The sequence below is a fragment of the Rhodococcus sp. OS5 genome (genome assembly GCF_056837585.1).
The window spans coordinates 4,079,361-4,101,814 of the sequence record NZ_CM166368.1; the positions used below are offsets into that span (position 1 = coordinate 4,079,361).

The 22,454-nt window shown below is 62.1% G+C and carries 21 protein-coding genes and 1 tRNA gene; 15 read left to right on the forward strand and 7 right to left on the reverse strand.

Features of this window, described 5'->3' with window-relative positions; genetic code table 11:
• Positions 1–43: 43 nt before the first annotated feature.
• Positions 44–1,378: a DUF4185 domain-containing protein gene (locus tag ACVZUB_RS19005; RefSeq protein ID WP_007733338.1), complete on the reverse strand. Its 1,335-nt coding sequence runs from the start codon at positions 1,376–1,378 to the stop codon at positions 44–46.
• 269 nt (positions 1,379–1,647) lie between these two features.
• On the opposite strand from ACVZUB_RS19005, the gene gdhA reads away from it, so the two are divergent.
• The 4 genes from gdhA (at position 1,648) to ACVZUB_RS19025 (ending at position 5,655) form a co-directional block, all read left to right on the forward strand.
• Positions 1,648–2,991: an NADP-specific glutamate dehydrogenase gene (gene gdhA / locus ACVZUB_RS19010; protein WP_003945368.1), complete on the forward strand. Its 1,344-nt coding sequence runs from the start codon at positions 1,648–1,650 to the stop codon at positions 2,989–2,991.
• A gap of 486 nt (positions 2,992–3,477) precedes the next feature.
• Complete coding sequence (locus tag ACVZUB_RS19015; RefSeq protein WP_047270262.1) at positions 3,478–4,737, forward strand: PucR family transcriptional regulator; 1,260 nt, start codon at positions 3,478–3,480, stop codon at positions 4,735–4,737.
• Between the two features lie 363 nt (positions 4,738–5,100).
• Positions 5,101–5,244 carry a hypothetical protein gene (locus tag ACVZUB_RS19020; protein ID WP_003945326.1) on the forward strand — a complete coding sequence of 48 codons (144 nt, stop codon included), beginning with the start codon at positions 5,101–5,103 and terminating at the stop codon, positions 5,242–5,244.
• A gap of 243 nt (positions 5,245–5,487) precedes the next feature.
• On the forward strand, positions 5,488–5,655 hold the full coding sequence (locus ACVZUB_RS19025; RefSeq protein WP_003945367.1) for a hypothetical protein: 168 nt from the start codon (positions 5,488–5,490) through the stop codon (positions 5,653–5,655).
• 154 nt (positions 5,656–5,809) lie between these two features.
• Here ACVZUB_RS19025 and ACVZUB_RS19030 read toward each other — a convergent pair whose 3' ends face one another.
• The 3 genes from ACVZUB_RS19030 to ACVZUB_RS19040 are packed head-to-tail and all read right to left on the reverse strand — an operon-like array spanning position 5,810 to position 8,410.
• On the reverse strand, positions 5,810–6,055 hold the full coding sequence (locus tag ACVZUB_RS19030; RefSeq protein WP_003945295.1) for a hypothetical protein: 246 nt from the start codon (positions 6,053–6,055) through the stop codon (positions 5,810–5,812).
• Between the two features lie 13 nt (positions 6,056–6,068).
• Positions 6,069–7,241, reverse strand: a complete 1,173-nt coding sequence (locus ACVZUB_RS19035) for a fatty acid desaturase family protein (RefSeq protein WP_058227155.1) — start codon at positions 7,239–7,241, stop codon at positions 6,069–6,071.
• A 35-nt stretch (positions 7,242–7,276) separates the two neighbouring features.
• Positions 7,277–8,410 (reverse strand): ferredoxin reductase, encoded by a 1,134-nt coding sequence (locus tag ACVZUB_RS19040; RefSeq protein WP_482627650.1) that lies wholly within the window; start codon positions 8,408–8,410, stop codon positions 7,277–7,279.
• A gap of 168 nt (positions 8,411–8,578) precedes the next feature.
• On the opposite strand from ACVZUB_RS19040, the gene ACVZUB_RS19045 reads away from it, so the two are divergent.
• The 3 genes from ACVZUB_RS19045 (at position 8,579) to ACVZUB_RS19055 (ending at position 11,046) form a co-directional block, all read left to right on the forward strand.
• On the forward strand, positions 8,579–9,274 hold the full coding sequence (locus ACVZUB_RS19045) for a TetR family transcriptional regulator (protein WP_482627651.1): 696 nt from the start codon (positions 8,579–8,581) through the stop codon (positions 9,272–9,274).
• A 35-nt stretch (positions 9,275–9,309) separates the two neighbouring features.
• On the forward strand, positions 9,310–10,149 hold the full coding sequence (locus ACVZUB_RS19050) for an alpha/beta fold hydrolase (RefSeq protein WP_482627652.1): 840 nt from the start codon (positions 9,310–9,312) through the stop codon (positions 10,147–10,149).
• Between the two features lie 75 nt (positions 10,150–10,224).
• A complete protein-coding gene (locus tag ACVZUB_RS19055; RefSeq protein WP_007733332.1) occupies positions 10,225–11,046 on the forward strand; it encodes an acyl-CoA thioesterase in 822 nt (273 codons plus the stop codon).
• On the opposite strand, the gene ACVZUB_RS19060 is transcribed toward ACVZUB_RS19055, so the two are convergent.
• The gene (locus ACVZUB_RS19060; RefSeq protein WP_007733331.1) at positions 11,036–12,397 is read right to left on the reverse strand and encodes an MFS transporter; all 1,362 of its coding nucleotides are present in this window, start codon (positions 12,395–12,397) and stop codon (positions 11,036–11,038) included. The genes ACVZUB_RS19055 and ACVZUB_RS19060 overlap by 11 nt on opposite strands.
• Before the next feature lie 128 nt (positions 12,398–12,525).
• Here ACVZUB_RS19060 and ACVZUB_RS19065 point away from each other — a divergent pair, with 128 nt between their 5' ends.
• The 5 genes from ACVZUB_RS19065 to lysA all read left to right on the forward strand — a co-directional run bounded on the left by ACVZUB_RS19065 (position 12,526) and on the right by lysA (position 18,096).
• Positions 12,526–13,140 carry a PadR family transcriptional regulator gene (locus tag ACVZUB_RS19065; RefSeq protein WP_047888983.1) on the forward strand — a complete coding sequence of 205 codons (615 nt, stop codon included), beginning with the start codon at positions 12,526–12,528 and terminating at the stop codon, positions 13,138–13,140.
• Positions 13,137–15,167, forward strand: a complete 2,031-nt coding sequence (locus tag ACVZUB_RS19070; protein WP_007733329.1) for an NADPH-dependent 2,4-dienoyl-CoA reductase — start codon at positions 13,137–13,139, stop codon at positions 15,165–15,167. The genes ACVZUB_RS19065 and ACVZUB_RS19070 overlap by 4 nt, the downstream gene beginning before the upstream one ends.
• A 19-nt stretch (positions 15,168–15,186) precedes the next feature.
• Positions 15,187–15,990 (forward strand): mycolate reductase, encoded by an 804-nt coding sequence (cmrA, locus tag ACVZUB_RS19075; protein WP_019749133.1) that lies wholly within the window; start codon positions 15,187–15,189, stop codon positions 15,988–15,990.
• Between the two features lie 172 nt (positions 15,991–16,162).
• Positions 16,163–16,600, forward strand: coding sequence for a hypothetical protein (locus ACVZUB_RS19080; RefSeq protein WP_482627653.1), 438 nt, complete (start codon positions 16,163–16,165; stop codon positions 16,598–16,600).
• A gap of 152 nt (positions 16,601–16,752) precedes the next feature.
• A complete protein-coding gene (gene lysA, locus ACVZUB_RS19085; protein WP_482627654.1) occupies positions 16,753–18,096 on the forward strand; it encodes a diaminopimelate decarboxylase in 1,344 nt (447 codons plus the stop codon).
• A gap of 19 nt (positions 18,097–18,115) precedes the next feature.
• Here lysA and ACVZUB_RS19090 read toward each other — a convergent pair whose 3' ends face one another.
• Positions 18,116–19,855 carry a helicase HerA-like domain-containing protein gene (locus ACVZUB_RS19090; RefSeq protein ID WP_482627655.1) on the reverse strand — a complete coding sequence of 580 codons (1,740 nt, stop codon included), beginning with the start codon at positions 19,853–19,855 and terminating at the stop codon, positions 18,116–18,118.
• A 120-nt stretch (positions 19,856–19,975) separates the two neighbouring features.
• Here ACVZUB_RS19090 and orn point away from each other — a divergent pair, with 120 nt between their 5' ends.
• Both orn and ACVZUB_RS19100 read left to right on the forward strand, forming a co-directional pair.
• Positions 19,976–20,575 carry an oligoribonuclease gene (gene orn, locus ACVZUB_RS19095; RefSeq protein ID WP_024487359.1) on the forward strand — a complete coding sequence of 200 codons (600 nt, stop codon included), beginning with the start codon at positions 19,976–19,978 and terminating at the stop codon, positions 20,573–20,575.
• A gap of 84 nt (positions 20,576–20,659) precedes the next feature.
• Positions 20,660–20,732 (forward strand) — tRNA-His (locus tag ACVZUB_RS19100).
• Positions 20,733–21,024: 292 nt separating this feature from the next.
• Here the strand turns inward: ACVZUB_RS19100 and ACVZUB_RS19105 are convergent.
• Positions 21,025–21,435, reverse strand: a complete 411-nt coding sequence (locus tag ACVZUB_RS19105) for a MerR family transcriptional regulator (RefSeq protein WP_482627656.1) — start codon at positions 21,433–21,435, stop codon at positions 21,025–21,027.
• Between the two features lie 55 nt (positions 21,436–21,490).
• Here ACVZUB_RS19105 and ACVZUB_RS19110 point away from each other — a divergent pair, with 55 nt between their 5' ends.
• Positions 21,491–22,453: an oxidoreductase gene (locus ACVZUB_RS19110; RefSeq protein WP_482627657.1), complete on the forward strand. Its 963-nt coding sequence runs from the start codon at positions 21,491–21,493 to the stop codon at positions 22,451–22,453.
• The last annotated feature ends 1 nt before the right edge of the window (position 22,454 follow it).

Genomic DNA, 22,454 nt, shown 5'->3' on the forward strand with positions numbered 1-22,454 from the left:
AACTCGATCGAGTTGCAGGCCATAGTTGTCGAATCTTGCTCGCCTAGCGGTCTTCCGGCATCGTGACTTCGAGTACGCGAGCCTCACCGGTGGTCGCGGGGTCAGGACGATCGCGCGAATCCGACGACGCCATCTGGAGTCCGTTCAAATCGGTCCGCATGTAGATGACGTTGTAACGGTCCCACGTGGTGGCGACGAATTCGAGGAACTGTCCGCTCGCCCACGGGTGCATGAATCCGCCGTACAACGCGGGCAACGTGATTCCACTCAACAGGGTCTGCGTACCACTCCACGGGCCTTGCGGTTGGTCGGCCTGACGGATCACCAGGTTGCCCTCGGCACTGGTGTACATGGCAACGTACTTGTTCAGGTAGTCGTTCCACTGCACTGCGAGTTCACTGACCGGTGCCTTGATGACCTGAACGGCATCGGTATCTCGCGGACTCCAACCGGAGCCGTCCCAGTATTCGTAGGCGCCGAGATTTCTGATGTCGGCGCCGGCCACTCGCGCCAGGATCGCCTTACCGAAACGACCTGAGGGAGTTCCGTATTCGTAAATGTAGCCGTCCCGACCGTCGAGGAAGGCGCTCTGCTGGAAGTTGGAATTGATCGGCGATACTGCCGGAATCCCCGGAATGCCAAGTCCTTCGGTATTGGCGCGAACTGTCGCCGGATCGAGTTCCCAGTTCTCACCGTTGTCCGTGGAGAAGGCCAGAGCCGAGTAGTTGGTGGTCCAGGCTCCAGGTTCGTCCCACGACCGAACGGACATGAATCTGATGTACTGCACACCACCGTAAGAGATTCCAGCGGTCGGGATGGTGGTGAACTCACCCGGAATGCCGAATCCCGGAATGATCTCCTTGGAATGATTGGGGCCGTCCAAAGGAGAACTGTCGATCTTCATCCCGTCGGCAATGGCGGTGTCGTTGCTGCGGAACAATACGTTGCTGCGCCAGTCGTCACCCGGGGTGTCGCAGTCGCCCACCGTGTCGCCGAATGCCATCAGCACGTCGTGATCCGGCCCCGAAAGACCGTTGTCCCACATGATTCCGAGGTCGGTACCCGACACGTTGAACCGCTCGATGGTGTTGTTGGGACTGCCTGGGCCAGTGACCATTTCGATCGCCTTGGTCCGGCCGGTCAGCACCGGCAGAGCACCGTTGGGGGCGCCGGTGATCCAAGGCAGCGCGTTGGCGAGGGAGCCGGTACCGGCGGATCCACTGCCGAGCGATCCGGTCAGCGAGCCGAGCGAACCCGTCATCGATCCGGCGGAACCACTTCCTCCCGAACCGCACGGTCCACCGATCGCCGACGCAGACGGTGCTGCGGCAATCGTCGCGGCAATCGTGACGACGCCTATCGACAACATCGCCGACATGGAGTGTTTATTACGCACGTGCAGCCCCTCTGATCATTTTCGACTCGTTCGGACCACAGGCACAGTGATCCCCGACCGCAGAAGCAAACCATTTGGACTGTGTTAAGAGAGTGAAAGCTGAGCAAATTGTTATAAATCGCCCGTTCAACTGACACAAGTGACAGCTGTGTCCGATTTCACCTTCACAGGACAGTTGTCCGATACAGCAATAAAGGCGCCTAGTATGTAACGGAAATGTAAAAGAGTTCTCACAACGAGGTAGGTGAGCGGTGTCCGTACGTGACCGCGTAGCGCAGATTTACGATCAGGTTTTGGTTCGCAATGCAGGAGAGCCCGAGTTCCATCAGGCCGCCGCAGAGGTCTTCGAGTCTCTTCACGTAGTGCTCGAACGCCACCCCCGCTACGCCGACGCCGGACTCATCGAGCGGCTCTGCGAGCCGGAACGCCAGATCATCTTCCGCGTGCCGTGGACCGACGACCAGGGCAACGTTCACGTCAACCGTGGCTTCCGCGTGCAGTACAACAGTGCACTCGGCCCCTACAAGGGCGGCCTGCGCTTCCACCCCAGCGTCAACCTGGGCATCGTGAAGTTCCTCGGCTTCGAGCAGATCTTCAAGAACTCACTCACCGGCCTGCCCATCGGCGGCGGCAAGGGTGGCTCGGACTTCGATCCCAAGGGCCGCTCCGACGCAGAGGTCATGCGCTTCTGTCAGTCCTTCATGACCGAACTGCAGCGTCACATCGGTGAATACACCGACGTTCCGGCCGGCGACATCGGCGTCGGCGGTCGCGAGATCGGCTACCTGTTCGGTCAGTACAAGCGGCTGACCAACACGTACGAGTCGGGCGTCCTCACCGGCAAGGGCATCACCTGGGGCGGATCGCAGGTTCGCACCGAGGCCACCGGCTACGGCGTCGCGTACTTCGTCGCCGAAATGCTCAAGGCGAAGGGTGAAGGCCTCGAAGGCAAGAACGTCGTGATCTCCGGATCCGGCAATGTCGCCATCTACGCAATCCAGAAGATCCACCAGCTCGGCGGCGTCGCGATCGCCTGCTCGGATTCCTCGGGATACATCGTGGACAAGAAGGGCATCGATCTCGACCTCCTCAAGGAGATCAAGGAAGTTCGCCGCGGCCGCATCAGCGAGTACGCCGACGCAGTTCCGCATGCCGAGTTCATCGCCGACGGTTCCATCTGGGACGTGCCGTGCGACGTCGCACTCCCCTGCGCGACTCAGAACGAGCTCGACGAAGATGCCGCAAAGACCTTGATCGCCAACGGCGTTCAGGCCGTTGCCGAAGGCGCGAACATGCCCACCACCCCCGGTGGCATCCAGCTCTTCCGTGACGCGAACGTAGCCTTCGCACCCGGCAAGGCGGCCAACGCCGGTGGCGTTGCAACCTCCGCTCTCGAAATGCAGCAGAATGCTTCGCGTGATTCCTGGAGCTTCGAGTACACCGACGAGCGTCTCGCCGGAATCATGCGCGGCATTCACAAGCGCACCATCAACACCGCTGCCGAGTACGGAAAGCCGGGCGACTACGTGCACGGCGCGAACATTGCCGGCTTCGTGAAGGTGGCCGACGCCATGATTTCGCTGGGCGTCATCTAGAGATTTCCGCAATACAGACAGCAGTACAAAAAGGGGTGATTTCACCCTGAACCGGTTCCCGTACATCGGACTGGTCGAATCAATACCTAGGCCGCGAGGGCCCTGGGTCCGCGAGGACCCAGGGCCCTCGAGCTTGATCTGAGCAAATCGCCCGCGACGAGCACCGTAGGCGCCGGCAATCATCCCAGACGGAACTCGTAGTGTCCTCCGAATCCGTTTTCCGCTCTGACGTCGAAAAACACCGTAAGTGGACGATTGTTTAGGTCCGCAGCGCGTGGGGCATATGGACTTATCTTCACATTTGTCCATTTCACAGTTGGACGATCGTTCATGTGGTAGAAATCACAACGCCTGGCGCAATTCGATCCGCAAATTTCAGCGGCGAGTATGCCCCCGAACAAGGCCTCAGCGTGTACCCCGCTTCGTAACGCGCCGAGCCTCCGGGTGCCTGTGCCAGGCGACGCACCTGTCTAGAGGAGGCCACCCATGTCCCCAGCGCTGCTGAACAACCCGGGACCGCTCATGTTGGGAGGCAAGCCCGCCTCCACAGCGGTCAACGACGTCATCCCACTGGCAAGCGATCTCGTAGATCACCTGTCCCGTGCCAACCCGACGTTGACTTCCCTCCAAACGGAGGCAGTACGTCGGGAACTGATTGCGGTGATCGTGCAGGGGCTCCAAGTGGGGATCCAGCTATTGGATCACCGCAAACTTCCCACCGACCAAGAGTTGGACGGCATTCACACGATGACCGTCCAACAAGCATTGAAAGGCGTGCCACTCAGCGCGATCCTCAACTTGACCAACGAGGGCATCAGCACTTTTCGCACCCTCATCCTCAGCCGGGCCGACGCCGAGGACTCCGCCAATCTCGGGGATCTCAACGAGTTCTTGTTCGCACTCGCGCAGCGGCTTCACTCGTTCATCTCGATCAGCTATCTTTCGGCTCTTCCAGCCGGTTCCCAACTCGGGGAATACTCGGCCGGCGCTCTCGTGAAAGCCATGCTGGACGGCGACGATCCCACCCAGCTTGCGTTGCAGATGGGCGTCGAACTCGCACCCCGCTATCTCGTCCTGCGGCTCCTGGTGAACCTGCCGCCCATCCGCCCGGGAGCACGCAACGGCAACCACCAGCGCATACAGGCCTACCGTGACCTCTCCGTCGCTCAATCGAAAATCGCGGCCCACTTCGGATCGGCGCTGCTCGAAGCTCCTGCACCGCAACGTGGTCTGGTCCTGATCGAGGGCACACCCGACTGGGGAACAGTGTGCGAGGTCATCCAACGTGCACGCGCAACGGTCGGGGTGGAGATCACAGCAATCGCCGAGAACGCCGCGGTACGAGATATCGCCGCCGCCCAAGCAACCACTCACGAATTGGCACAACTCGTGCGGCGCCTGAGACTGCCGGCGCGGTCGTACCGAATGGAAGACCTCGCGCTCGAGTATCAACTCACTCGGGGTGGCGTAGGCCGCGACAGCTTGATCAATCTTCTCAAGCCACTCGACGGCAATCCGGAACTGCTGCAGACATTGTCCATACATCTCGCCAACGGCCAGCATCGTCAGCGCACCGCGTCGGCGCTCGGCCTGCACACCAACACCGTCGACAATCGAATCAAGCGCATCGCAACCCTGACCGGATTGGATCCGGCCCTGCCCTCTGAACTGCTCAAACTGCGCGCTGCCATGATCTCGCTGACCTTCGCAAGCACTGATGTGGACAATCGTCCAGCGAAAATGTGAACACTCACATCCTCGCTATTAGCTGTCCACGTGTGGCGCCTGGACCCCACTTTTCCGCTCCGAACCGGGCTATAAAAGTGTGGTGCGAATCACCGCGCAAACCAGTAACAATTAAGGGGAAACACATGATCAACGGCCAGGATAACGCTCTCCTCGGTGCCTTCTTCGACACCATCCTGCAGCTCTTCAACGCGGGCAGCACCGGCACGGGCTCGACGGATGGCGGCGGCGTCTCCTAGGACGAATCTCGGGCCCTGTGCGAGAGAATCTCTCGCACAGGGCCCGCTCCAAGCCGCCTGACACTGTGATGGCGGTGACCACGGTGACCACCACGTCGCCACCGCTGAAACCAGGAGCAAGCACATGATCGCCGCACCAACCACAGGCGCTTTGGCCGTCGTTTTGAACACCGTCCTACAGATGTTCAACGCCGGCAGCAGTTTCCTCTACACCGACAACTCTCCGATTGGCGGCGGCGGCGAAACTCCCACGACGCCTGCTCCCTGATCGACTTACCCGCTCGCATCACACAGTCGCGGCACAGACAGGAACCACCGTGATAAACCAGCACACCCTGGGCAGCCTGGTCATCGACTTCGGCTCACTCTCCCGAGCACTCGGCTTCGGCAACGGCTCCATCGTGTCGCTCGGCAGCACCGGAAGTGGCTGAAACAGCCCGCCTGACCACGTCGACGATCCCGTCGCCGCTCACCTTCTCACCACATCTCGAAACAGAAAGCAGGTCCCCCTGTGCCTACAATTCCGCTCACCGGCGACCCCATCGTCATCAACATCATCGTCCAGCTACTGAGCGCGGGCAGCAGCAATGCGCTCGCACTGGGCGGAGTCGGGAGCAGCGGTCTCGGTAGCACCGGGCTCGGCAGCTTCGACTCGGCGAGCCTCGGAAGCGCTGCTTAGGACCTCACTCGTGATCGGTGTTCGATCCGCGTCTTCGGCCGCCGAAACAGTCCACGAAACCCACGTTGCCCTCCGTCATCTGTGACGGAGGGCAACGCGGTCGTTCAGGCGAGACGGCTCGCGGTTGCGCGATCAGGCCGTCCGCCGCGGTGGATCAACGCCAGTCTTCAGGTGGATCGCTGTCGTCGTGCTCGATGGTCACGGACTCCGAACGATCGTCAGCTGCAGCCTTTTTCGCTGCTTCACGCATCTCGATTCCGTCGGACACCCAGTCGCCGATCTCGCGCGTCACGTCTCGAACGGCCCCGGCGATGATCATCGCGATCGAGCCCACGTGGTTGGCTGCACTTTCGGTCAGTTCCTGGACCGTGTCCTTGCGGCGTTCGAATTTCCCGACCATCAGTGTGTGCCTCTCAGGCTGCAGTTCGCTGGCGCTCGACGATAACACCGGGAGGGGTCTTCGACTTGACCAAACCGGGCGGAAGAGCGAGCTTGAAGATCTTGCCCCATACCGAACCGATCTGCTTGAAGAACCCACCGGTGTTGTACGGCAAACCGTACTTCCCACACAATTCTTTCACCTGGGGAGCGAGTTCCGGATAACGATGCGCAGGCAGGTCCGGGAACAGGTGGTGCTCGATCTGGTGCGAGAGGTTGCCGGACATGATGTGGAAGAGCGGGCTTCCCTCGATGTTGGCGCTGCCGAGCATCTGACGCACGTACCACTGCCCGCGAGTCTCGTCGGCCGTCTCGTCCTCGGTGAAACTCTGGACACCGGTGGGGAAATGGCCACAGAAGATGATCGAGTACGTCCACACGTTCCGGACCAGGTTGGCGGTGACATTCCCCGCGAGAGTGGTCACGAACAGCGGCCCCGTGAGAACCGGGAAGATGACGTAGTCCTTGAGGACCTGCTTGCCCGCCTTGTTCCACCAGCCCTTCAGGAGCGGCTTGACGTCGTGCCACTTGCGCTTGCCCTGAATGACGTTCTCGATCTCGAGATCGTGCATCATCACGCCCCACTCGAAGAGCACCATCAAGGCGAAGGCCCAGACCGGATTACCGAGGTAATAGGGGTTCCACTTCTGCGCGTCGTCGATACGCAGGATGCCGTATCCGATGTCGCGGTCTTTGCCGAGAATATTGGTGTACGTGTGATGCATGTAGTTGTGCGAGTGACGCCACTGGTCGGCCGGGCACACCGTATCCCATTCGAAGACTTCGGAATTGAGCCCTGGTTCACGCATCCAGTCGTACTGACCGTGCATGACGTTGTGGCCGATCTCCATGTTGTCGAGGATCTTGGACACGCTCAATGCACCGACTGCCGCGAGCCACACCGGAGGCAGGAAGCCCAGGTACATCAAGCCGCGACCTGCGACCTCGAACCCGCGCTGAGCCTTGATGATCTTGTAGATGTACTCCCGATCCTCCGCCCCGAGCGAGGCGACGGTGCGATCGCGCAATGCGTCCAACTCGCGGCCGATCTCCTCGACCTGCTCGTACGTCAGAACGACGGGAGCGTCGTCCTTCGCATCGGAACCGTTGCCGAGGAACGGGAGGGTGGGAAGTGAAAGTCCAAACATGTCGGTCTCCAGACAGTCGTGTGGAAAATGGGACTTCAGATGTCGACGGTGACGTCGCCGACGGGAGCACTGACGCACAGCTGGATCTTCTTGTCCGGCTCGTCGTCTGTCTCACCGGTGCGCACGTTTCGGGTACGGCCCGCCTTCTTGACGGAGGTGCAGGAGAAGCAGATTCCCATCCGGCATCCGTACTCGGGATTGAGGCCCGCAGCTTCTGCTTGTTCGAGAAGTGTTTCGCCGGAGTTCTCGGCCGCCACCCCACTTTTGGTGAATGACACCTCGCCGCCGGCCTCCCCCGGCTCGGCCACCGCCGGCGCGAACTCCTCGGTGTTGAGCAAGTGCTCGACGTCGACCTCACGGAACACCTCACGCACTCCCTGCATCAGTCCGGGAGGTCCGCAGAGATAAGCCTGAGCGTCGATCGTGTCCGGATCGGCGATCCAAGGAGCCACCGCGTCGAGGTGCCCGCGATCGAAGAAACCTTCGAGGTCACCTCCACCGCTTTCGGTGTACACCAGTACCAGTTTCACATTCGGGTTCTGCTCGGCGATGGTCTTCAGCGCGCGCGTGTACGCCACGTCGGCATCGGAGTTCGCGTAATGCACGAACACGATCTCGCCCGAGTGCTGCTCCTCCACCAGCGTCCGAAGCATCGACATGACCGGGGTGATTCCACTGCCGCCACTGATCAACAACACCCGACGCGGGCGGTCGACGGGAAGGGAGAACACCCCGTCTGCCTGCGAGAGGCTGACAACGAGCCCGGGCGCTGCGTTGGCGTACAGATACTGCGACACCAAGCCACCCGGATGCGCTTTGACGGTGAGCTCGATCAGCCCGCTGCGCGTAGACGCGCCCCCGGCCGGCGAGTAGCAGCGAGTGTGACGAACACCGTCGATCACCACGCCCAACTGCACGAACTGGCCCGCCTGAAAACCGCGCCACTGGCGAGTCGGGCGCAGCGTGAGAGTGACGGAGTCAGCCGTCGGATGGTCGACGGCGACAACCTGCGCGCGAATGTCACGAACGGTCGCCATCGGGTTGACCAACTCGAGGTATCGGTCGATCTGATGTGGAGCAGCCATGGCTTCGATCAGTCCCACCAAGGACAGTCCGCGCCGAGGTGTGGACTTCGGTGTCGTGTTCTCAGGAGCAGATGCGATTGTCATGACCCTCCTCGTACTTCGATTGCCGGGTATCTCGATTGCTGGGCTAGCTTCCCCCGACTGCGTGAATTCAGTGTACAAATGTTCACCGAAGATAGTGTGACAGGTGCACACAAGTACATGTCAACAAGAATGTGATCCGAGTTACACGAGTTGCCGAAAGGAGCCGGAATGCCTGTACCTACACTCGACGTCGTGACGAAGGCCGGACCGGTGAACCCAGAGCGCAGGGAACCCGACAACAGGGAGCCGGAAAGTCGTGCCGCAAAGAAGGAACGCACACGCCAAGCGCTCCTGGACACTGCCATGGACCTCTCGGCCGATCGGGGCTTCGCCGGAATCAGCTTGCGAGAGGTAGCCAGGGAAGCCGGGATCGTTCCGACTGCGTTCTACCGCCACTTCGCTTCACTGGAGGACGTCGGTGTCGTCCTCGTCGAAGAGAGCATGCGCATGTTGCGCCAGATGCTGCGCGACGCAAGGCGTAATCCCAGCACCAAGGACGCCGCTACGTCACTGGGCATCCTTGTGCGACAAGTGCATACACACGAGCGACAGTTTCGGTTCCTCTGCCGCGAACGCTACAGCGGCGTCAGTGAGGTACGACGTGCGATAGCCACTGAAATGCGGTTGTTCGTCAGCGAACTGACCATCGACCTCTCCAGAATTGCCGGACTGGAAAGCTGGTCGTCGGACGATCTGGAAATGGCTGCCGGCCTGATCGTCTCGACGATGTTCAGCGCTGTCGTCGAACTGCTGGACGCCGGGACGGCCGGGTATCGCGACGAAGCCGCCGTCATCACACGAGCCGAGAAGCAACTGCGAGTCATCATGCTCGGAATGGCCACCTGGAATCCACCTCGAAACTGACCTCGGGTTCACCTTTTCGACGTACGGTGAGAGTCATGTCTTCCACGAGTACATACGAAATCCCCGTTGGCGACCTCACCTTCGACGTACTGATCTCGGGCCCGGACGACGGCATTCCGCTGGTAGCGCTGCACGGCTTCCCGGAGAGCGCCGCATCCTGGGGCAAGGTCACACCACTGCTCACCGCAGCGGGCTACCGCGTTATCGCACCGAATCAGCGCGGTTACTCCGCCGGCGCGCGCCCCGAAGGGGTGGATGCCTACAAGATCGAGCATCTGGTAGCCGACGTCGTCGGATTGCTCGACGCACTCGGCCTGTCCGACGCGCATCTGGTCGGCCACGACTGGGGTTCGGCGGTCGCCTGGCAGGTCGCCGGTCGCCATCCGAACCGGATCCGCAGTCTGACCGCGATCTCGGTCCCCCACCCCACCGCCTTCGGCTGGGCACTCCGCGAGGACGAGGACCAAAAACAACGCTCGTCGTACATCGGACTTCTCCGACAGGAGGGCAAAGCCGAGGAAGTGTTGTCGGAGGACAACTTTCGCCGGCTGCGCGCTATGTTCGACGGCCAGATCGATCCTGAATTCGCCGACGAGCACATTCGTGTCCTGAGCGGGGAGGGCGCGCTGACCGGCGCCTTGAACTGGTACCGCGCGATGACCCGCGACTTCGGCGACATCGATCGCACCACCGTGCCGACCACGTATGTCTGGAGCACCGGCGACTCAGCGCTCGGCCGCGCAGGCGCAGAACGCTGTGGTGAATTCGTGGACGCCCCCTACGAGTTCGTCGTGCTCGACGGCGGAAGTCACTGGATTCCGGAAGAGCGAGCCGAAGAGTTGGCCGAGGCGATCCTCGCACGTGCAGGATCCTGATCGCCGCGACGAATTCGGCTCTATGTATGTTGTCATACATAGAGCCGAATTGATTCCATCACCAGGAGTTCTGCGATGACCGAGACCGTTGCACCACCCCATCCTTTCGACGCTGCTGTCGGATTGACGCCACTCACCGCCGGCTTGTCGACCGGCGAGACCAATCCGGCGTACAACAACATGGTCGGGCCATTCGGCGGCGTCACCGCTGCCACGTTGCTCGAATCCGTACTGAAGCACCCCGAACGCCTCGGCGATCCGCTGTCGTTGACCGTCAACTTTGCCGGTCCGATCACCGAGGGCGCCTTCGAGATCTCCGCCCGGCCGGTGCGCACCAACCGCTCGACGCAGCACTGGTCCATCGAACTGTCTCAGGACGGAACCGTCGCCACTACCGCGACGGCAGTGTTCGGTACCAGGCGTGAAACCTGGTCGTCTACCGAGATCACGATGCCGGAAGTTCCGTCGGCCGAAGACGTTACGCTGCTGCCGTTCCCCGAGTTCATCGCCTGGGCACAGAACTACGAGATGCGCTTTGTCGAGGGTGCGATCCCCGACCTGGAGTCGGGCGAGCATCCCGACTCGACCACGACACTCTGGGTGCGCGATCAACCGGCACGCGCTCTCGACTTCACGTCGCTGACCGCACTGTGCGATGTCTTCTTCCCACGAGTCTTCTTGCGCCGAGGCAAGATGGCTCCGGCTGGAACGGTCTCGATGACCATCTACTTCCACGCCGACGCTCAGACGCTGACCGAACAGGCAGACAATTCCGTGCTGGGAACCGCGCGGACCCAACGGTTCGGCAACGGGTACTTCGATCAGTCGGCCGAAATTTGGGGCAGTGACGGCGCATTGCTCGCTACGACACACCAGTTGGTCTACTTCAAGGATTGACGGGCAGCGCACTGTCCCCTTCCGGCGCCTTCACCATCGACAATGCGGCAAGGCCGACGCCGAGAACCACCAGCAGTCCGATGATGCCGGCACGGTCTGCACCGAAGAGCCATGCGAACAGGCCGAACAGTGTCGGCGCCAAAAACGACACTGCTCGGCCTGTTGTCGCATACAGGCCGAACATCTGACCTTCACGCCCAGGCGGGGTGATGCGCGCCAGGAAGGTTCGTGCCGACGACTGAGCGGGCCCGACGAAGAGGCAGAGCGCGAGACCGAAGATCCAGAACATCACCGGCCCTGACACCGCGATCAGGATCGCGCCGACCACGATCATCGACGCCAGCGAGACGGTGATGACCTGTTTGGGTCCGATCCGATCGTCGAAACGTCCGGCCACCAATGCACCGATTGCGGAAATCACGTTGGCCGCAACACCGAACAACAGCACGTCGGCCGCACTGATTCCGTAGACGTTGACAGCCAGCACGGCCCCGAAGGTGAACACGCCCGCCAGACCGTCACGAAAGAGTGCGCTCGCAATCAGGTACCAGATCGTGCGCCTGTCGACGTTCCAGAGTTCGCGCAGATCGCGCCACAACACCCGATAGGAGTCGAGGAACCCGGCCTTGGACGCTCCCGGATCGACCGCGGGGCTGGGCAACTCGGGAACCTTGAAGAACACCGGAATCGCGAAGACCGCGAACCACACTGCAGCCAGCAGTGCAACCATCCGGATGTTCATGCCGCCGTCGGTGGTCAATCCGAGGAATCCCCGAGTGTCGCCGTCGCCGACGATGAACCCGAAGTAGCACAGCAACAGCAGCACGATTCCGCCGAAATATCCCATGGCCCAGCCGAAGCCGGAGACTCTACCCAGATTCTCCGGTGTCGACACCTGCCGCATCATGGCGTTGTAGGGAACGCCGGCAAGCTCGAAGATCACCGAACCGATTGCGAGCAGAACCAATCCGAGCCACAGATAGCGGTAGTTGTCCTCGACGAAGTAGAGGCCCGCCATCGAGAGCACGGTGATGCCGGTCAGTATCGCGAGCGAGAGTTTACGTTTACCCGACGCATCGAAACGTTGTCCGGTGATCGGAGCGAGAATCGCGATGAAGAAGCCGGCGATTCCGAGTGCCCAGCTGAGCCACGTAGTTGCCGAAATCGTGCCGGGAAGGTCGTCACCGACCGCGTCGGTGAGATAGACCGAGAAGACGAACGTGAGGATCACTGCGTTGAATGCGGCCGATCCCCAATCCCACAGCCCCCATGCGAACACTTGACTCTTCGTGGCCGCACCGCCGATGCCTGCGGGTGGCTCGGCCTGCGTGCTCGTGGACTCGGCGCTCATACGGCGAAGCCTAACTGCGCGCGGGCGACTCGGCGCCTCTCTCCGAAGTCGACATACAAGACGTTCTATGCACCCGAGTTAGTACGCACTTAGTTGCATACGCACCTGAGTGCATAGATACTCTTTCCATGGCACTCGAACATGCGTTGCTCGTCTCCCTGTCCGAACAGGATGCGTCGGGATACGACCTCACACGCCGGTTCGACAAGTCGATCGGCTTCTTCCACAGCGCGACGCACCAGCAGATCTACCGAGTCCTCAAGCGAATGGACGAGGCAGGCTGGGTGGAGGTGGAAGCCATCGCGCAGGACGGCCGACCGGACAAGAAGATGTACCGCGTCAGCGATGCCGGCCGCGCCGAACTGACCCGATGGATCGCAGAGCCGTCCGAACCGAACCACCTGCGCAACGAGTTGGCCATCAAGATCAGGGCCGCTGCGCACGCCGATCTCCCCGCTCTACGACGCGAAGTCGCTCGCCACCGCGACGGCCACGCCGCCCGCCTCGACGTCTACCGACTCATCGAAAAGCGTGACTTCCCCAATCCAGCAGCGCTTTCCGGCTCTTCACTGCACCAGTACCTCGTACTTCGCGGCGGCATCCGCGTCGAGGAAGGATTCACCGACTGGTGCCAGGAAGTTCTGGACGCATTGCCCACTGGCGAGTACGCCATCGAAGACACCGGCGAGTACGCCACCGAAGACACTGGCGAGTACGCCACGGAAGGACATCTTCAGTCATGACGGATACACAGTTCCCCCGCCTGCTCGAACCGCTCGACCTCGGATTCACGACGCTGAAGAACCGCGTCGTCATGGGATCGATCCACACCGGCCTCGAAGATCGCGCGAAGGACACCGACCGCTTGGCCGAGTACTTCGCCGAACGTGCCCGTGGCGGAGTCGGCTTGATCATCACCGGCGGCTACGCGCCCAACCGCACCGGTTGGCTCTTGCCCTTCGGTGCCAAGCTGACCAACCGCATCGAAGCGCGCCGTCACCGCCGGATCACCAAGGCGGTTCACGACGCGGGTGGAAAGATCGCCATGCAGATCCTGCACGCCGGCCGCTACAGCTACCAGCCGTTCAGTGTCTCCGCGTCGTCGATCAAGGCACCCATCAATCCGTTCCGTCCGCGCAAGCTGACCGGCCGTGGGGTGCGTTGGCAGATCCGGAACTACGTTCGCTGCGCGCGTCTGGCCAAGTCCGCGGGTTACGACGGCGTCGAAATCATGGGCGGTGAGGGCTACTTCATCAACCAGTTCCTCTGCGAGCGCACGAACAAGCGCACCGACCAGTGGGGCGGCAGTTCCGAGAACCGTCGACGCATGGCAGTCGAAATCGTGCGACGCACACGCAAGGCCGTCGGCCCGAACTTCATCATCGTGTTCCGGTTGTCGATGGCAGACCTGGTCGAGGGCGGTCAGACCTGGGATGAAATCGTCTCGTTGGCAAAGGAAGTCGAAGCTGCCGGCGCCACGATCATCAACACCGACATCGGATGGCACGAGTCACGGGTGCCCACCATCGTCACCTCGGTTCCCCGAGCAGCCTTCGTGGACATCACGAGCAAGCTCGAGAAGCACGTCGACATTCCGGTAGCCGCCTCGAATCGGATCAACATGCCCGAGACTGCCGAAGAGATCCTCAACCGCGGTGACGCGCAGTTGATTTCGATGGCCAGGCCGATGCTCGCCGATCCCGACTGGGTGAACAAGGCCGAGCGCGGAGCGTCCGACGAGATCAACACGTGCATCGCCTGCAACCAAGCCTGCCTCGACCACGCCTTCGTTCACAAGCAGGTCTCCTGCCTGCTCAATCCGCGCGCGGGCCGTGAGACCACGCTGATCCTCTCCCCCACTCGGCGGACCAAGAATCTCGCCGTCGTCGGCGCCGGTCCTGCCGGACTTTCCGCAGCACTCAATCTTGCTCAGCGTGGTCATTCGGTCACGTTGTTCGAGGCCTCGGACAAGATCGGCGGACAGTTCGGGATCGCACAGCTCATTCCGGGTAAGGAAGAGTTCGCCGAAACCATTCGCTACTACACCCGCATGCTGGACGTGGCCGGAGTGACAGTCAAGCTCGAAACCCGCGTCGCACCAGCAGATCTCATCGGATCCTTCGACGAAGTGGTGGTTGCCACCGGCGTGACGCCGCGGGTTCCCAAGATCCCCGGCATCGAGAACCCGAAGGTGCTGACCTACGCCGAGGTCGTCCGAGAGGGCAAGCCCGTCGGCAAGTCCGTCGCCGTCATCGGTGCCGGCGGCATCGGCGTCGACGTGAGCGAATTCCTCACGCACCCCACTTCCCCCACTCTTCATCTCAAGGAGTGGAAGCAGGAATGGGGCGTCACCGAACCCGAAATGGCCCCGGGCGCTCTCACCACTCCGGTACCAGAGCTCTCCGAGCGGGAGGTCTACCTCCTCCAACGCAAGCCAGGACGCATCGGCGCCGGCCTCGCGAAGACCACCGGCTGGGTCCACCGGGCGGCCCTCAAGAACAAGGGCGTCCACGAGCTCTCGGGCGTCAACTACGAGCGCATCGACGACGCCGGCCTGCACATCACCTTCGGTGAGAAGCACGAGAAGCCCCGACTTCTCGAGGTCGACACCATCGTCATCTGCGCCGGGCAGGAGTCGGTTCGCGATCTAGTGGACGAACTGACCGTCGCGGGCGTGGTGACCCACATCATCGGCGGCGCGGATGTCGCTGGAGAACTCGACGCCAAGCGTGCCATCGAACAGGGCACACGACTGGCCGCGAAGATCTGACCGGCTACGCTGACTGATCGTGAGCCTGCCGACACCCACAACCACAGCCCGCGCCGTAGTGACCGGCGCCTCCTCCGGCATCGGAGAGGCACTGGCCGCTGATCTGGCATCACGCGGACACTCCCTGATCCTCGTTGCCCGTCGTGGCGAGGTCATGGAGGTCCTCGCCGAGAAGCTTCGCGCCGCGCACGGCGTCGAGGTGGAGGTCCGTGCATCGGACCTCTCCGACAGCGCGGCGCGTGCCGTTCTGGTCGAGGAACTCGGTGGCCGCGACATCAGCATCCTGTGCAACAACGCCGGTATCGCCACCTTCGGGCCGATCGCCGAGCTGGACCCGGCCTACGAGCGCGACCAGGTCGAGCTCAACGCCGTTGCAGTGCACGATCTCACGCTGGCCGTGCTGCCGGGCATGCTCGCGCGCAAGTCCGGAGCCATCCTGATGGTCGGGTCCGCGGCCGGAAACATGCCGATCCCCAACAACGCGACGTACGCCGCCACGAAGGCGTTCGTGAACACCTTCGCGGAATCGTTGCGAGGTGAACTCAAGGGCACCGGAGTGAACGTCACCCTGCTCGCCCCAGGCCCCGTACGCACCGAAACCCCGGACCCGGCCGAAGCGTCGATCGTCGACAAGCTCGTCCCGGACTTCTTCTGGATCTCGAGCGAGTACACCGCCAAGGTCTCGCTCGACGGCCTGGCCGAGAACAAGATGCGCGTCGTACCGGGCATCTTGAGCAAGGCGATGTCCGTCGCGGGCGGTTACAGCCCGCGTGCCGTCGTTGCGCCCATCGTGGGCACGTTCTACAAGAAGCTCGGCGGCTGATTCACGCAAACTTCTCAGAGCAGGCCATAGCAGACCATATAGTCGGTTAATGGCGATGCGAAGAACACTGGCAGCCGGGGCAATCCTTCTTTTGACCGGAGGGTTGCCCTTACTGCTGCCCACGGCAGCGAATGCATGTTCGTGCGCATCATCGGCTACCCCGGAAGAAGCCGTGAGCGTCTCCAGCACCGTTTTCCTCGGGACTCCGACGGAGAAAACTTCGGACGGATTCGAGGACACCTACCTGTTCGACGTCAGCCGGGTCTACAAAGGCGATCTGGCATCGGTGACGTCGGTGGGGACACTCGCGAACGGGAACGGTTGTGGCACAAGCTACGTGCTCGGCACCGAGCAGCTGATGTTCGTTTCTGCGCCGTACGACGTCGACGCCGAGCACGAGGGGCACAGCTGCGGGCCGGCTACCGAAACCGGGTTCGACATCCAAGCGGCGGTCGAGTCCGTGTACGGCGCCGGTTACGCCCCGAGTGCCGGCGGAACTCCGTCCGTTGGTGTGTCCGCCGACAGATCGACGGTCATCGGCGGAGGCGCCGCGGTGGCATTACTCGCGGTGCTCGGTTGGTTCGGACGGAAGCGCCGGCGAGCACAGTGAGTCGACAGGCACAGTAAGTCGAGGACGTCAGGGCCGCGTCAACCTCGTTCGGCGGCGCGTCAAGTAAGCGTCAAGATCCGCCCCACCGGTGATCTTCGGGAGTAGATCTGAAGGTAGCCCGCAACACGGCGGGTCACCTTCAGGAGATCGACGTGACGCTACTCGAAATCTTCCCCTCCCTACGCGGCGCAATGACACCGCGTATGGATCCTGCGTTGTGGCCCATCAGTACTCGCCACGACCACAGCGGGCGTGTCTGCATCGGCGACGTCTCCCTCGAAGAGATCGCGGACCAGTACGGCACACCGACGTACGTCGTCGACGAGGCGGACGTGCGGCACCGCTGCCGCACGTATCGAGAGATCTTCCCCGACTCGGAGATCGTGTACGCCGGCAAGGCACTGATGATTCGAGCGATGGCTACCTGGGTCTCCGACGAGGGACTCGGGGTGGATGTCTGTTCCGCCGGTGAACTCGCCGTCGCGCTTGCCGCGGGCGTGGACCCCCACCGAATCATCCTGCACGGCAATGCCAAATCGGTTTCCGAACTGAGGGCGGCGGTCAACGCGGGTGTCGGCCGGATCGTCCTCGACTCCCCCAGCGAAGCGGTACGGCTCGCGTCGGTGTGCACCCACCGACAGAAGGTGTTGGTCAGAGTCACACCCGGCATCGACATACACGGACACAAGGCAGTGTCCACCGGCATCTTGGACCAAAAGTTCGGTTTACCAGCATTTTCCGAAGAACTGGAACGAACGGTGTCCGTCGTCGCCACCGCGACGCACCTGCAACTCATCGGCCTGCATTGCCATCTCGGCTCCCAGATCACCGATCCCGAACACTTCCGCCCCGCGATCGAGACGATGGTCGCGCAGATGGACGATATACGTCGTACGCATCGAATCATCCTCACCGAACTCGATCTCGGCGGTGGCCACGGGATCGCCTACGTGCCGGGCGACGCCCAACTGGATCTGACCCGCCTCGCACATGTCATCGACGAAACTCTCGACGACACGTGCACCCGAAACCGCTTCCCTCGACCAGAAATCGTGCTCGAACCCGGCCGAGCGATCGCTGCGCGGGCCGGAGTCACGCTCTATCGCGTACAGAACATCAAGTCGATCAGCGGGGGACGAACCTTCGTGTCCGTCGACGGCGGGATGAGCGACAACCCTCGGGTGTCGTTGTACGACAGCCACTACGACGTCGAACTGGTGAACCGACATTCGCGCGCACCGCTCCAGGAAGTCACCGTCGCCGGGCGACACTGCGAATCGGGCGACGAAATTGCCGTCGGAGCAAGGCTTCCCGCCGACCTACATGAAGGTGACCTGTTGGCAGTGCCGTGTACGGGCGCATACCACCACAGCATGGCCTCCACCTACAACAGCGTCGGCCGGCCGCCGGTCGTCGCCGTGCTGGGCGGGATTGCGCGGCCGTTGATCAGGCGCGAATCGATCAACGACCTGCTGGCCCGCGAGGTCGGCATCTGACCTCGCGGGCGCCTGAGCCTCAGCGCCTGCGGCGACTACCGGTGCCGAAGATGTTTCGCGAAATCTCGCGTCCCGCAGCCGAAGCCGCCGAGCGCAGGAAACTCTTGACAGCCGAGTTGCCCAAGATCTGCTCGGCGATGTTGGGGCCCTCCGGCTCGGCCGGCGGCGGTGGCGGCAGATCGGGCAGCGGCGGAAGATCCAGGGACTGATCCGCTGTCGGAGCACCGGCCACCTTGGCCGTCAGCTTCTCGTACGCCGACTCGCGGTCGATGGTCTGGCCGTACTTCTGATTCAGGGGACTCGACGACGCGGCCGCCTTGATCGCGTCGTTGCCGATGGTGTCCATCAGCGACCTCGGAGGACGAATCTTGGTCCAGGCCACCGGCGTCGGCGCACCCTTTTCCGAGAGTACGGTCACGATGGCTTCACCGATGCCGAGTGAAGTCAGTGCCTTTTCCAGGTCGTAGTGCTCGGTCTTCGGGTACGTGCGGACGGTCTTGTTGAGGGCTTTCTGATCGTCGGGCGTGAAGGCACGCAGGGCGTGCTGAACCCGCGCACCCAACTGTGACAGCACCGAATTCGGAATGTCGGTCGGAAGTTGCGTGCAGAAGAACACGCCGACGCCCTTGGAACGAATGAGCTTGACCGTCTGTTCGACCTGCTGAAGGAAGGCCTTCGACGCGTCCGCGAACAGAAGGTGCGCCTCGTCGAAGATGAACACGAGCTTCGGCTTGTCCAGATCTCCCTCTTCGGGCAGCGTCTGGAACAGGTCCGCGAGCACCCACATCAGGAAGGTGGAGAACATTGCCGGGCGCGCCGCCTGGGCACCGAGTTCGAACAGCGTGATCACACCGGCACCGCCGACGACACGCAGCAGATCCTCGGTTTCGAGTTCTGGTTCACCGAAGAAGGTGTCACCACCATCTGCTTCGAGGTTGACCAACGCGCGCAGAATCACTCCCGCCGTCGCCGAGGAAACTCCGCCGATACCCTTCAGATCCGCCTTGCCCTCAGCGCTTGTCAGGTGGGCGATGACCGAACGCAGATCCTTGAGGTCCAGCAGGGCGAGGCCCTGAGTGTCGGCCCAGTGGAAGATCAGCCCGAGTGTCGATTCCTGGGTCTCGTTGAGGCCCAACACTTTACTGAGCAGGATCGGCCCGAAACTGGTGATGGTCGCGCGCACCGGGATACCGATTCCGTCAGTACCCAACGACAAGAACTCGACTGGCATCCCAGCGGGAGTCCACGAATCGTCGCCCGTCTCGACTGCGCGAGACTTCACCTTCTCGCTCGGATCCCCCGCCTTCGACAGACCCGAGAGATCGCCCTTGACGTCGGCCATCACAACCGGCACACCCGCGGCGGACAGCTGCTCGGCGATGCCCTGCAACGTCTTGGTCTTGCCGGTACCCGTCGCACCGGCGATCAGACCGTGACGGTTGATCGTCGCCAACGGAATCCGCACCCGCGCGGTGGGATCTGCAACACCGTCGATCACCACCGAGCCGAGCTCGAGTGCCCACCCCTCGGATGAATAGCCCGCCGCGATTTCAGCGGCAGCACCCGAGGGCACCTGAGCAGCGGGGGTGGCTCCGGCCGATGCTTCGGCCTCGGCGGCAGCCGCTTCCTTCTCTGCTTCCTCAGCTGCTGCAGCGGCTTCAGCTGCAATCCGAGCGGCTTCGGCAGCGGCAGCCTTGGCAGCTTTCGCCTTCTCCGCCGGCGTCAGCGGCGCTGCTCCGTCCTTCGGATCCACGGTCATCGAAAAGCCCTCCTCGTTGCAATGCGGCGAAGTTCTTGTCATCACCCGAACGCCGTCTCACACACGTCGAGTTTCCACCGCAGACCTTATCCCGCGCCCGCGCGCACTACTGTGTTCCTGGTGCAGGACAAATTGGTATGGATCGATTGCGAAATGACCGGGCTGCGACTCGAGTCGGACAAACTCATCGAGATTGCGGCTCTGGTGACCGACAGCGACTTGAACATCTTGGGCGAAGGTGTGGACATCGTCATCCACGCCGACGACGACGCGTTGGCTGCAATGCCCGACGTCGTGAAGAAGATGCACGCAAAGTCGGGACTGACCGAAGAGGTTCGTAAGTCGACGGTCACCCTCGCCGAGGCGGAGAAAGAGGTGCTCGCGTACATCCGCAAGCACGTTCCCGTCGCCGGTACGGCACCCTTGGCAGGCAACTCCATCGCCACCGACCGCGGATTCATCTCACGCGACATGACGGCGCTGGACACATACCTGCACTACCGGATGATCGACGTCAGCTCCATCAAGGAACTCTCCCGTCGCTGGTACCCGCGAATCTACTTCGGCCAGCCCGAAAAAGGTCTCGCCCACCGAGCGCTCGCCGACATCAAGGAATCCATCCGCGAACTCAAGTACTACCGCGGCACTGCATTCGTCGCGGCACCCGGACCGTCGAGTGCGGAGATCGCAGCCGTCGTCGAGGGCTTGGGTCCCGCCTGACCAGCCGATTGGCTTCCTGACCGACTTTCGCGCTAGTATCTCTTTCGTCAAAGCAGCCGGGTCAAACCGGTGGCCGAGGCAATGGTGGGCGTAGTTCAGTTGGTAGAGCACCAGGTTGTGATCCTGGCTGTCGCGGGTTCGAGTCCCGTCGCTCACCCAAGCGGAACCCCCGAGAATGTCGAAAGACATTTTCGGGGGTTCTTTTGGTTTGTGCGCCAGCCCCAATCTCCCCTTCCACGGCCGGGTGAACGTATCGCTCCCCTTCTCTGACGGGGGCAGCGATACGTTCACCCGAAGTGGGTGGGGTGGCGACCGCGACAAATCGCGCGCTCCCGAGCAACCCGTGCCCGAGCCGAGCGAACGTACCTCTGGTCGCTTCAGATAGACCGAAAGCCACTTTCGCTCGCATCGGGGTAGCTGGAATTCGCCGCAAATGGCCCAGCCGTCGATCACTCGGGCGACGGTTGCGGCTCCCAGACACCTGCGACGGTCCCCTCGCGAACGTGTCGCTCGTATGCCGAAACCTTGTCGTGGATGACGGTCAGGTTGTCCTGCATCGCAGCGATCCTGGATCGAATCAACTCCTCATGCGACTGCAAAAGTGAAAGCCGCTCCTTCTCGTTTCCTGGACCTGACCTGACGAGAGCGGCGAATTCGCGGATCGTGGCGATCGGCATACCCGAGTCTCGGAAGCGATTACACAGCTTCAACCAAGCGACATCGCTATCGGAGTACACCCGACGCCCACCTGCCGAGCGCGCAACCTCGTGAACGAGCAATTCCTCACGTTCGAAGTATCGAAGGGAATCGATACTGATTCCGGTCTGGACAGCGACGTCACCGATTGACAGTTCGCGCATTGCCTGGCGACCTTTCCTTGACCTGGAGTGCACTCCAGATTTTACGGTCGCAGCCATGAATTCCATCCAGCGCAAAATCAACACCGGATACTCCCGAGTCTCCACTGCCAACGACGTACTTGCCGGACAAGATTTAACAGGCACTACGGTTTTGGTCACCGGCGGGTACTCCGGACTCGGATATGAGGTTTCGCAGTCACTTTCTTCGGTCGGCGCGCGAGTTGTAGTTCTTGCCCGCCGACCAGAACAGGCACGGAGCGCGGTGGCCGACCTTCCGGGTATCGAAGTGCGAGCGTGCGACCTGTCGGACCCGAGCAGTGTCAGATCGTGTGCGCGAGAAATTCTCGAATCCCGGATCACTCCGGACATCATCATCTGCAATGCGGGGGTCATGGCCTGCCCGGAACTCCGTGTCGGCTCCGGCTGGGAATCACAATTCGCGATCAATCACCTCGGGCACTTTGTACTGGTGAACCTGCTTGTGCCAGCCATGCCCGCAAACGGCTCTCGCGTAGTAGCGGTCTCGTCGGCGGGACATTTTCTGTCGGGAGTGCGTTGGAATGACATACATTTCCGCAACGGTTACGACCGCTGGCTTGCGTACGGTCAAGCCAAGACTGCAAATGCTCTATTCGCTGTACAGCTGGCGAGCTCCGGTGCTTCACGCGGTATCAGTGCGTTCTCCGTCCATCCCGGGAGCATCCTCACTCCCCTTCAACGTCACTTCTCTGCATCGAAGAAACACGATCTCGGATGGACGACGTCGAATGGCGACGCCGTGCCGGGGTTCAAGACTCCCTCCCAGGGCGCCGCTACAACGGTATGGGCAGCGACGGCACCGATACTCGCCGATCACGTCGGCGCGTACCTCCAGGACTGCAACATCGCGGACGTCGCGCAGACCGATGACATGAGCGTCGGCGGCGTGAAGCCTTGGGCTACCGATCCCGCCGACGCACGCAGATTGTGGGCACTGTCCGCTGAAATGACCGGAGTGGACGCGTTCGGTCGACGCTGAC

What these genes read in the sequence shown, in the direction of transcription:
- ACVZUB_RS19005 (WP_007733338.1), bottom strand. Translation starts at nt 1,378, where the DNA reads ATGTCGGCGATGTTGTCGATAGGCGTCGTCACGATTGCCGCGACGATT.
- ACVZUB_RS19015 (WP_047270262.1), top strand. Translation starts at nt 3,478, where the DNA reads ATGTCCCCAGCGCTGCTGAACAACCCGGGACCGCTCATGTTGGGAGGC.
- ACVZUB_RS19020 (WP_003945326.1), top strand. Translation starts at nt 5,101, where the DNA reads ATGATCGCCGCACCAACCACAGGCGCTTTGGCCGTCGTTTTGAACACC.
- ACVZUB_RS19030 (WP_003945295.1), bottom strand. Translation starts at nt 6,055, where the DNA reads ATGGTCGGGAAATTCGAACGCCGCAAGGACACGGTCCAGGAACTGACC.
- ACVZUB_RS19035 (WP_058227155.1), bottom strand. Translation starts at nt 7,241, where the DNA reads ATGTTTGGACTTTCACTTCCCACCCTCCCGTTCCTCGGCAACGGTTCC.
- ACVZUB_RS19040 (WP_482627650.1), bottom strand. Translation starts at nt 8,410, where the DNA reads ATGACAATCGCATCTGCTCCTGAGAACACGACACCGAAGTCCACACCT.
- ACVZUB_RS19045 (WP_482627651.1), top strand. Translation starts at nt 8,579, where the DNA reads ATGCCTGTACCTACACTCGACGTCGTGACGAAGGCCGGACCGGTGAAC.
- ACVZUB_RS19050 (WP_482627652.1), top strand. Translation starts at nt 9,310, where the DNA reads ATGTCTTCCACGAGTACATACGAAATCCCCGTTGGCGACCTCACCTTC.
- ACVZUB_RS19055 (WP_007733332.1), top strand. Translation starts at nt 10,225, where the DNA reads ATGACCGAGACCGTTGCACCACCCCATCCTTTCGACGCTGCTGTCGGA.
- ACVZUB_RS19060 (WP_007733331.1), bottom strand. Translation starts at nt 12,397, where the DNA reads ATGAGCGCCGAGTCCACGAGCACGCAGGCCGAGCCACCCGCAGGCATC.
- ACVZUB_RS19065 (WP_047888983.1), top strand. Translation starts at nt 12,526, where the DNA reads ATGGCACTCGAACATGCGTTGCTCGTCTCCCTGTCCGAACAGGATGCG.
- ACVZUB_RS19070 (WP_007733329.1), top strand. Translation starts at nt 13,137, where the DNA reads ATGACGGATACACAGTTCCCCCGCCTGCTCGAACCGCTCGACCTCGGA.
- ACVZUB_RS19090 (WP_482627655.1), bottom strand. Translation starts at nt 19,855, where the DNA reads ATGACCGTGGATCCGAAGGACGGAGCAGCGCCGCTGACGCCGGCGGAG.
- ACVZUB_RS19105 (WP_482627656.1), bottom strand. Translation starts at nt 21,435, where the DNA reads ATGCGCGAACTGTCAATCGGTGACGTCGCTGTCCAGACCGGAATCAGT.
- ACVZUB_RS19110 (WP_482627657.1), top strand. Translation starts at nt 21,491, where the DNA reads ATGAATTCCATCCAGCGCAAAATCAACACCGGATACTCCCGAGTCTCC.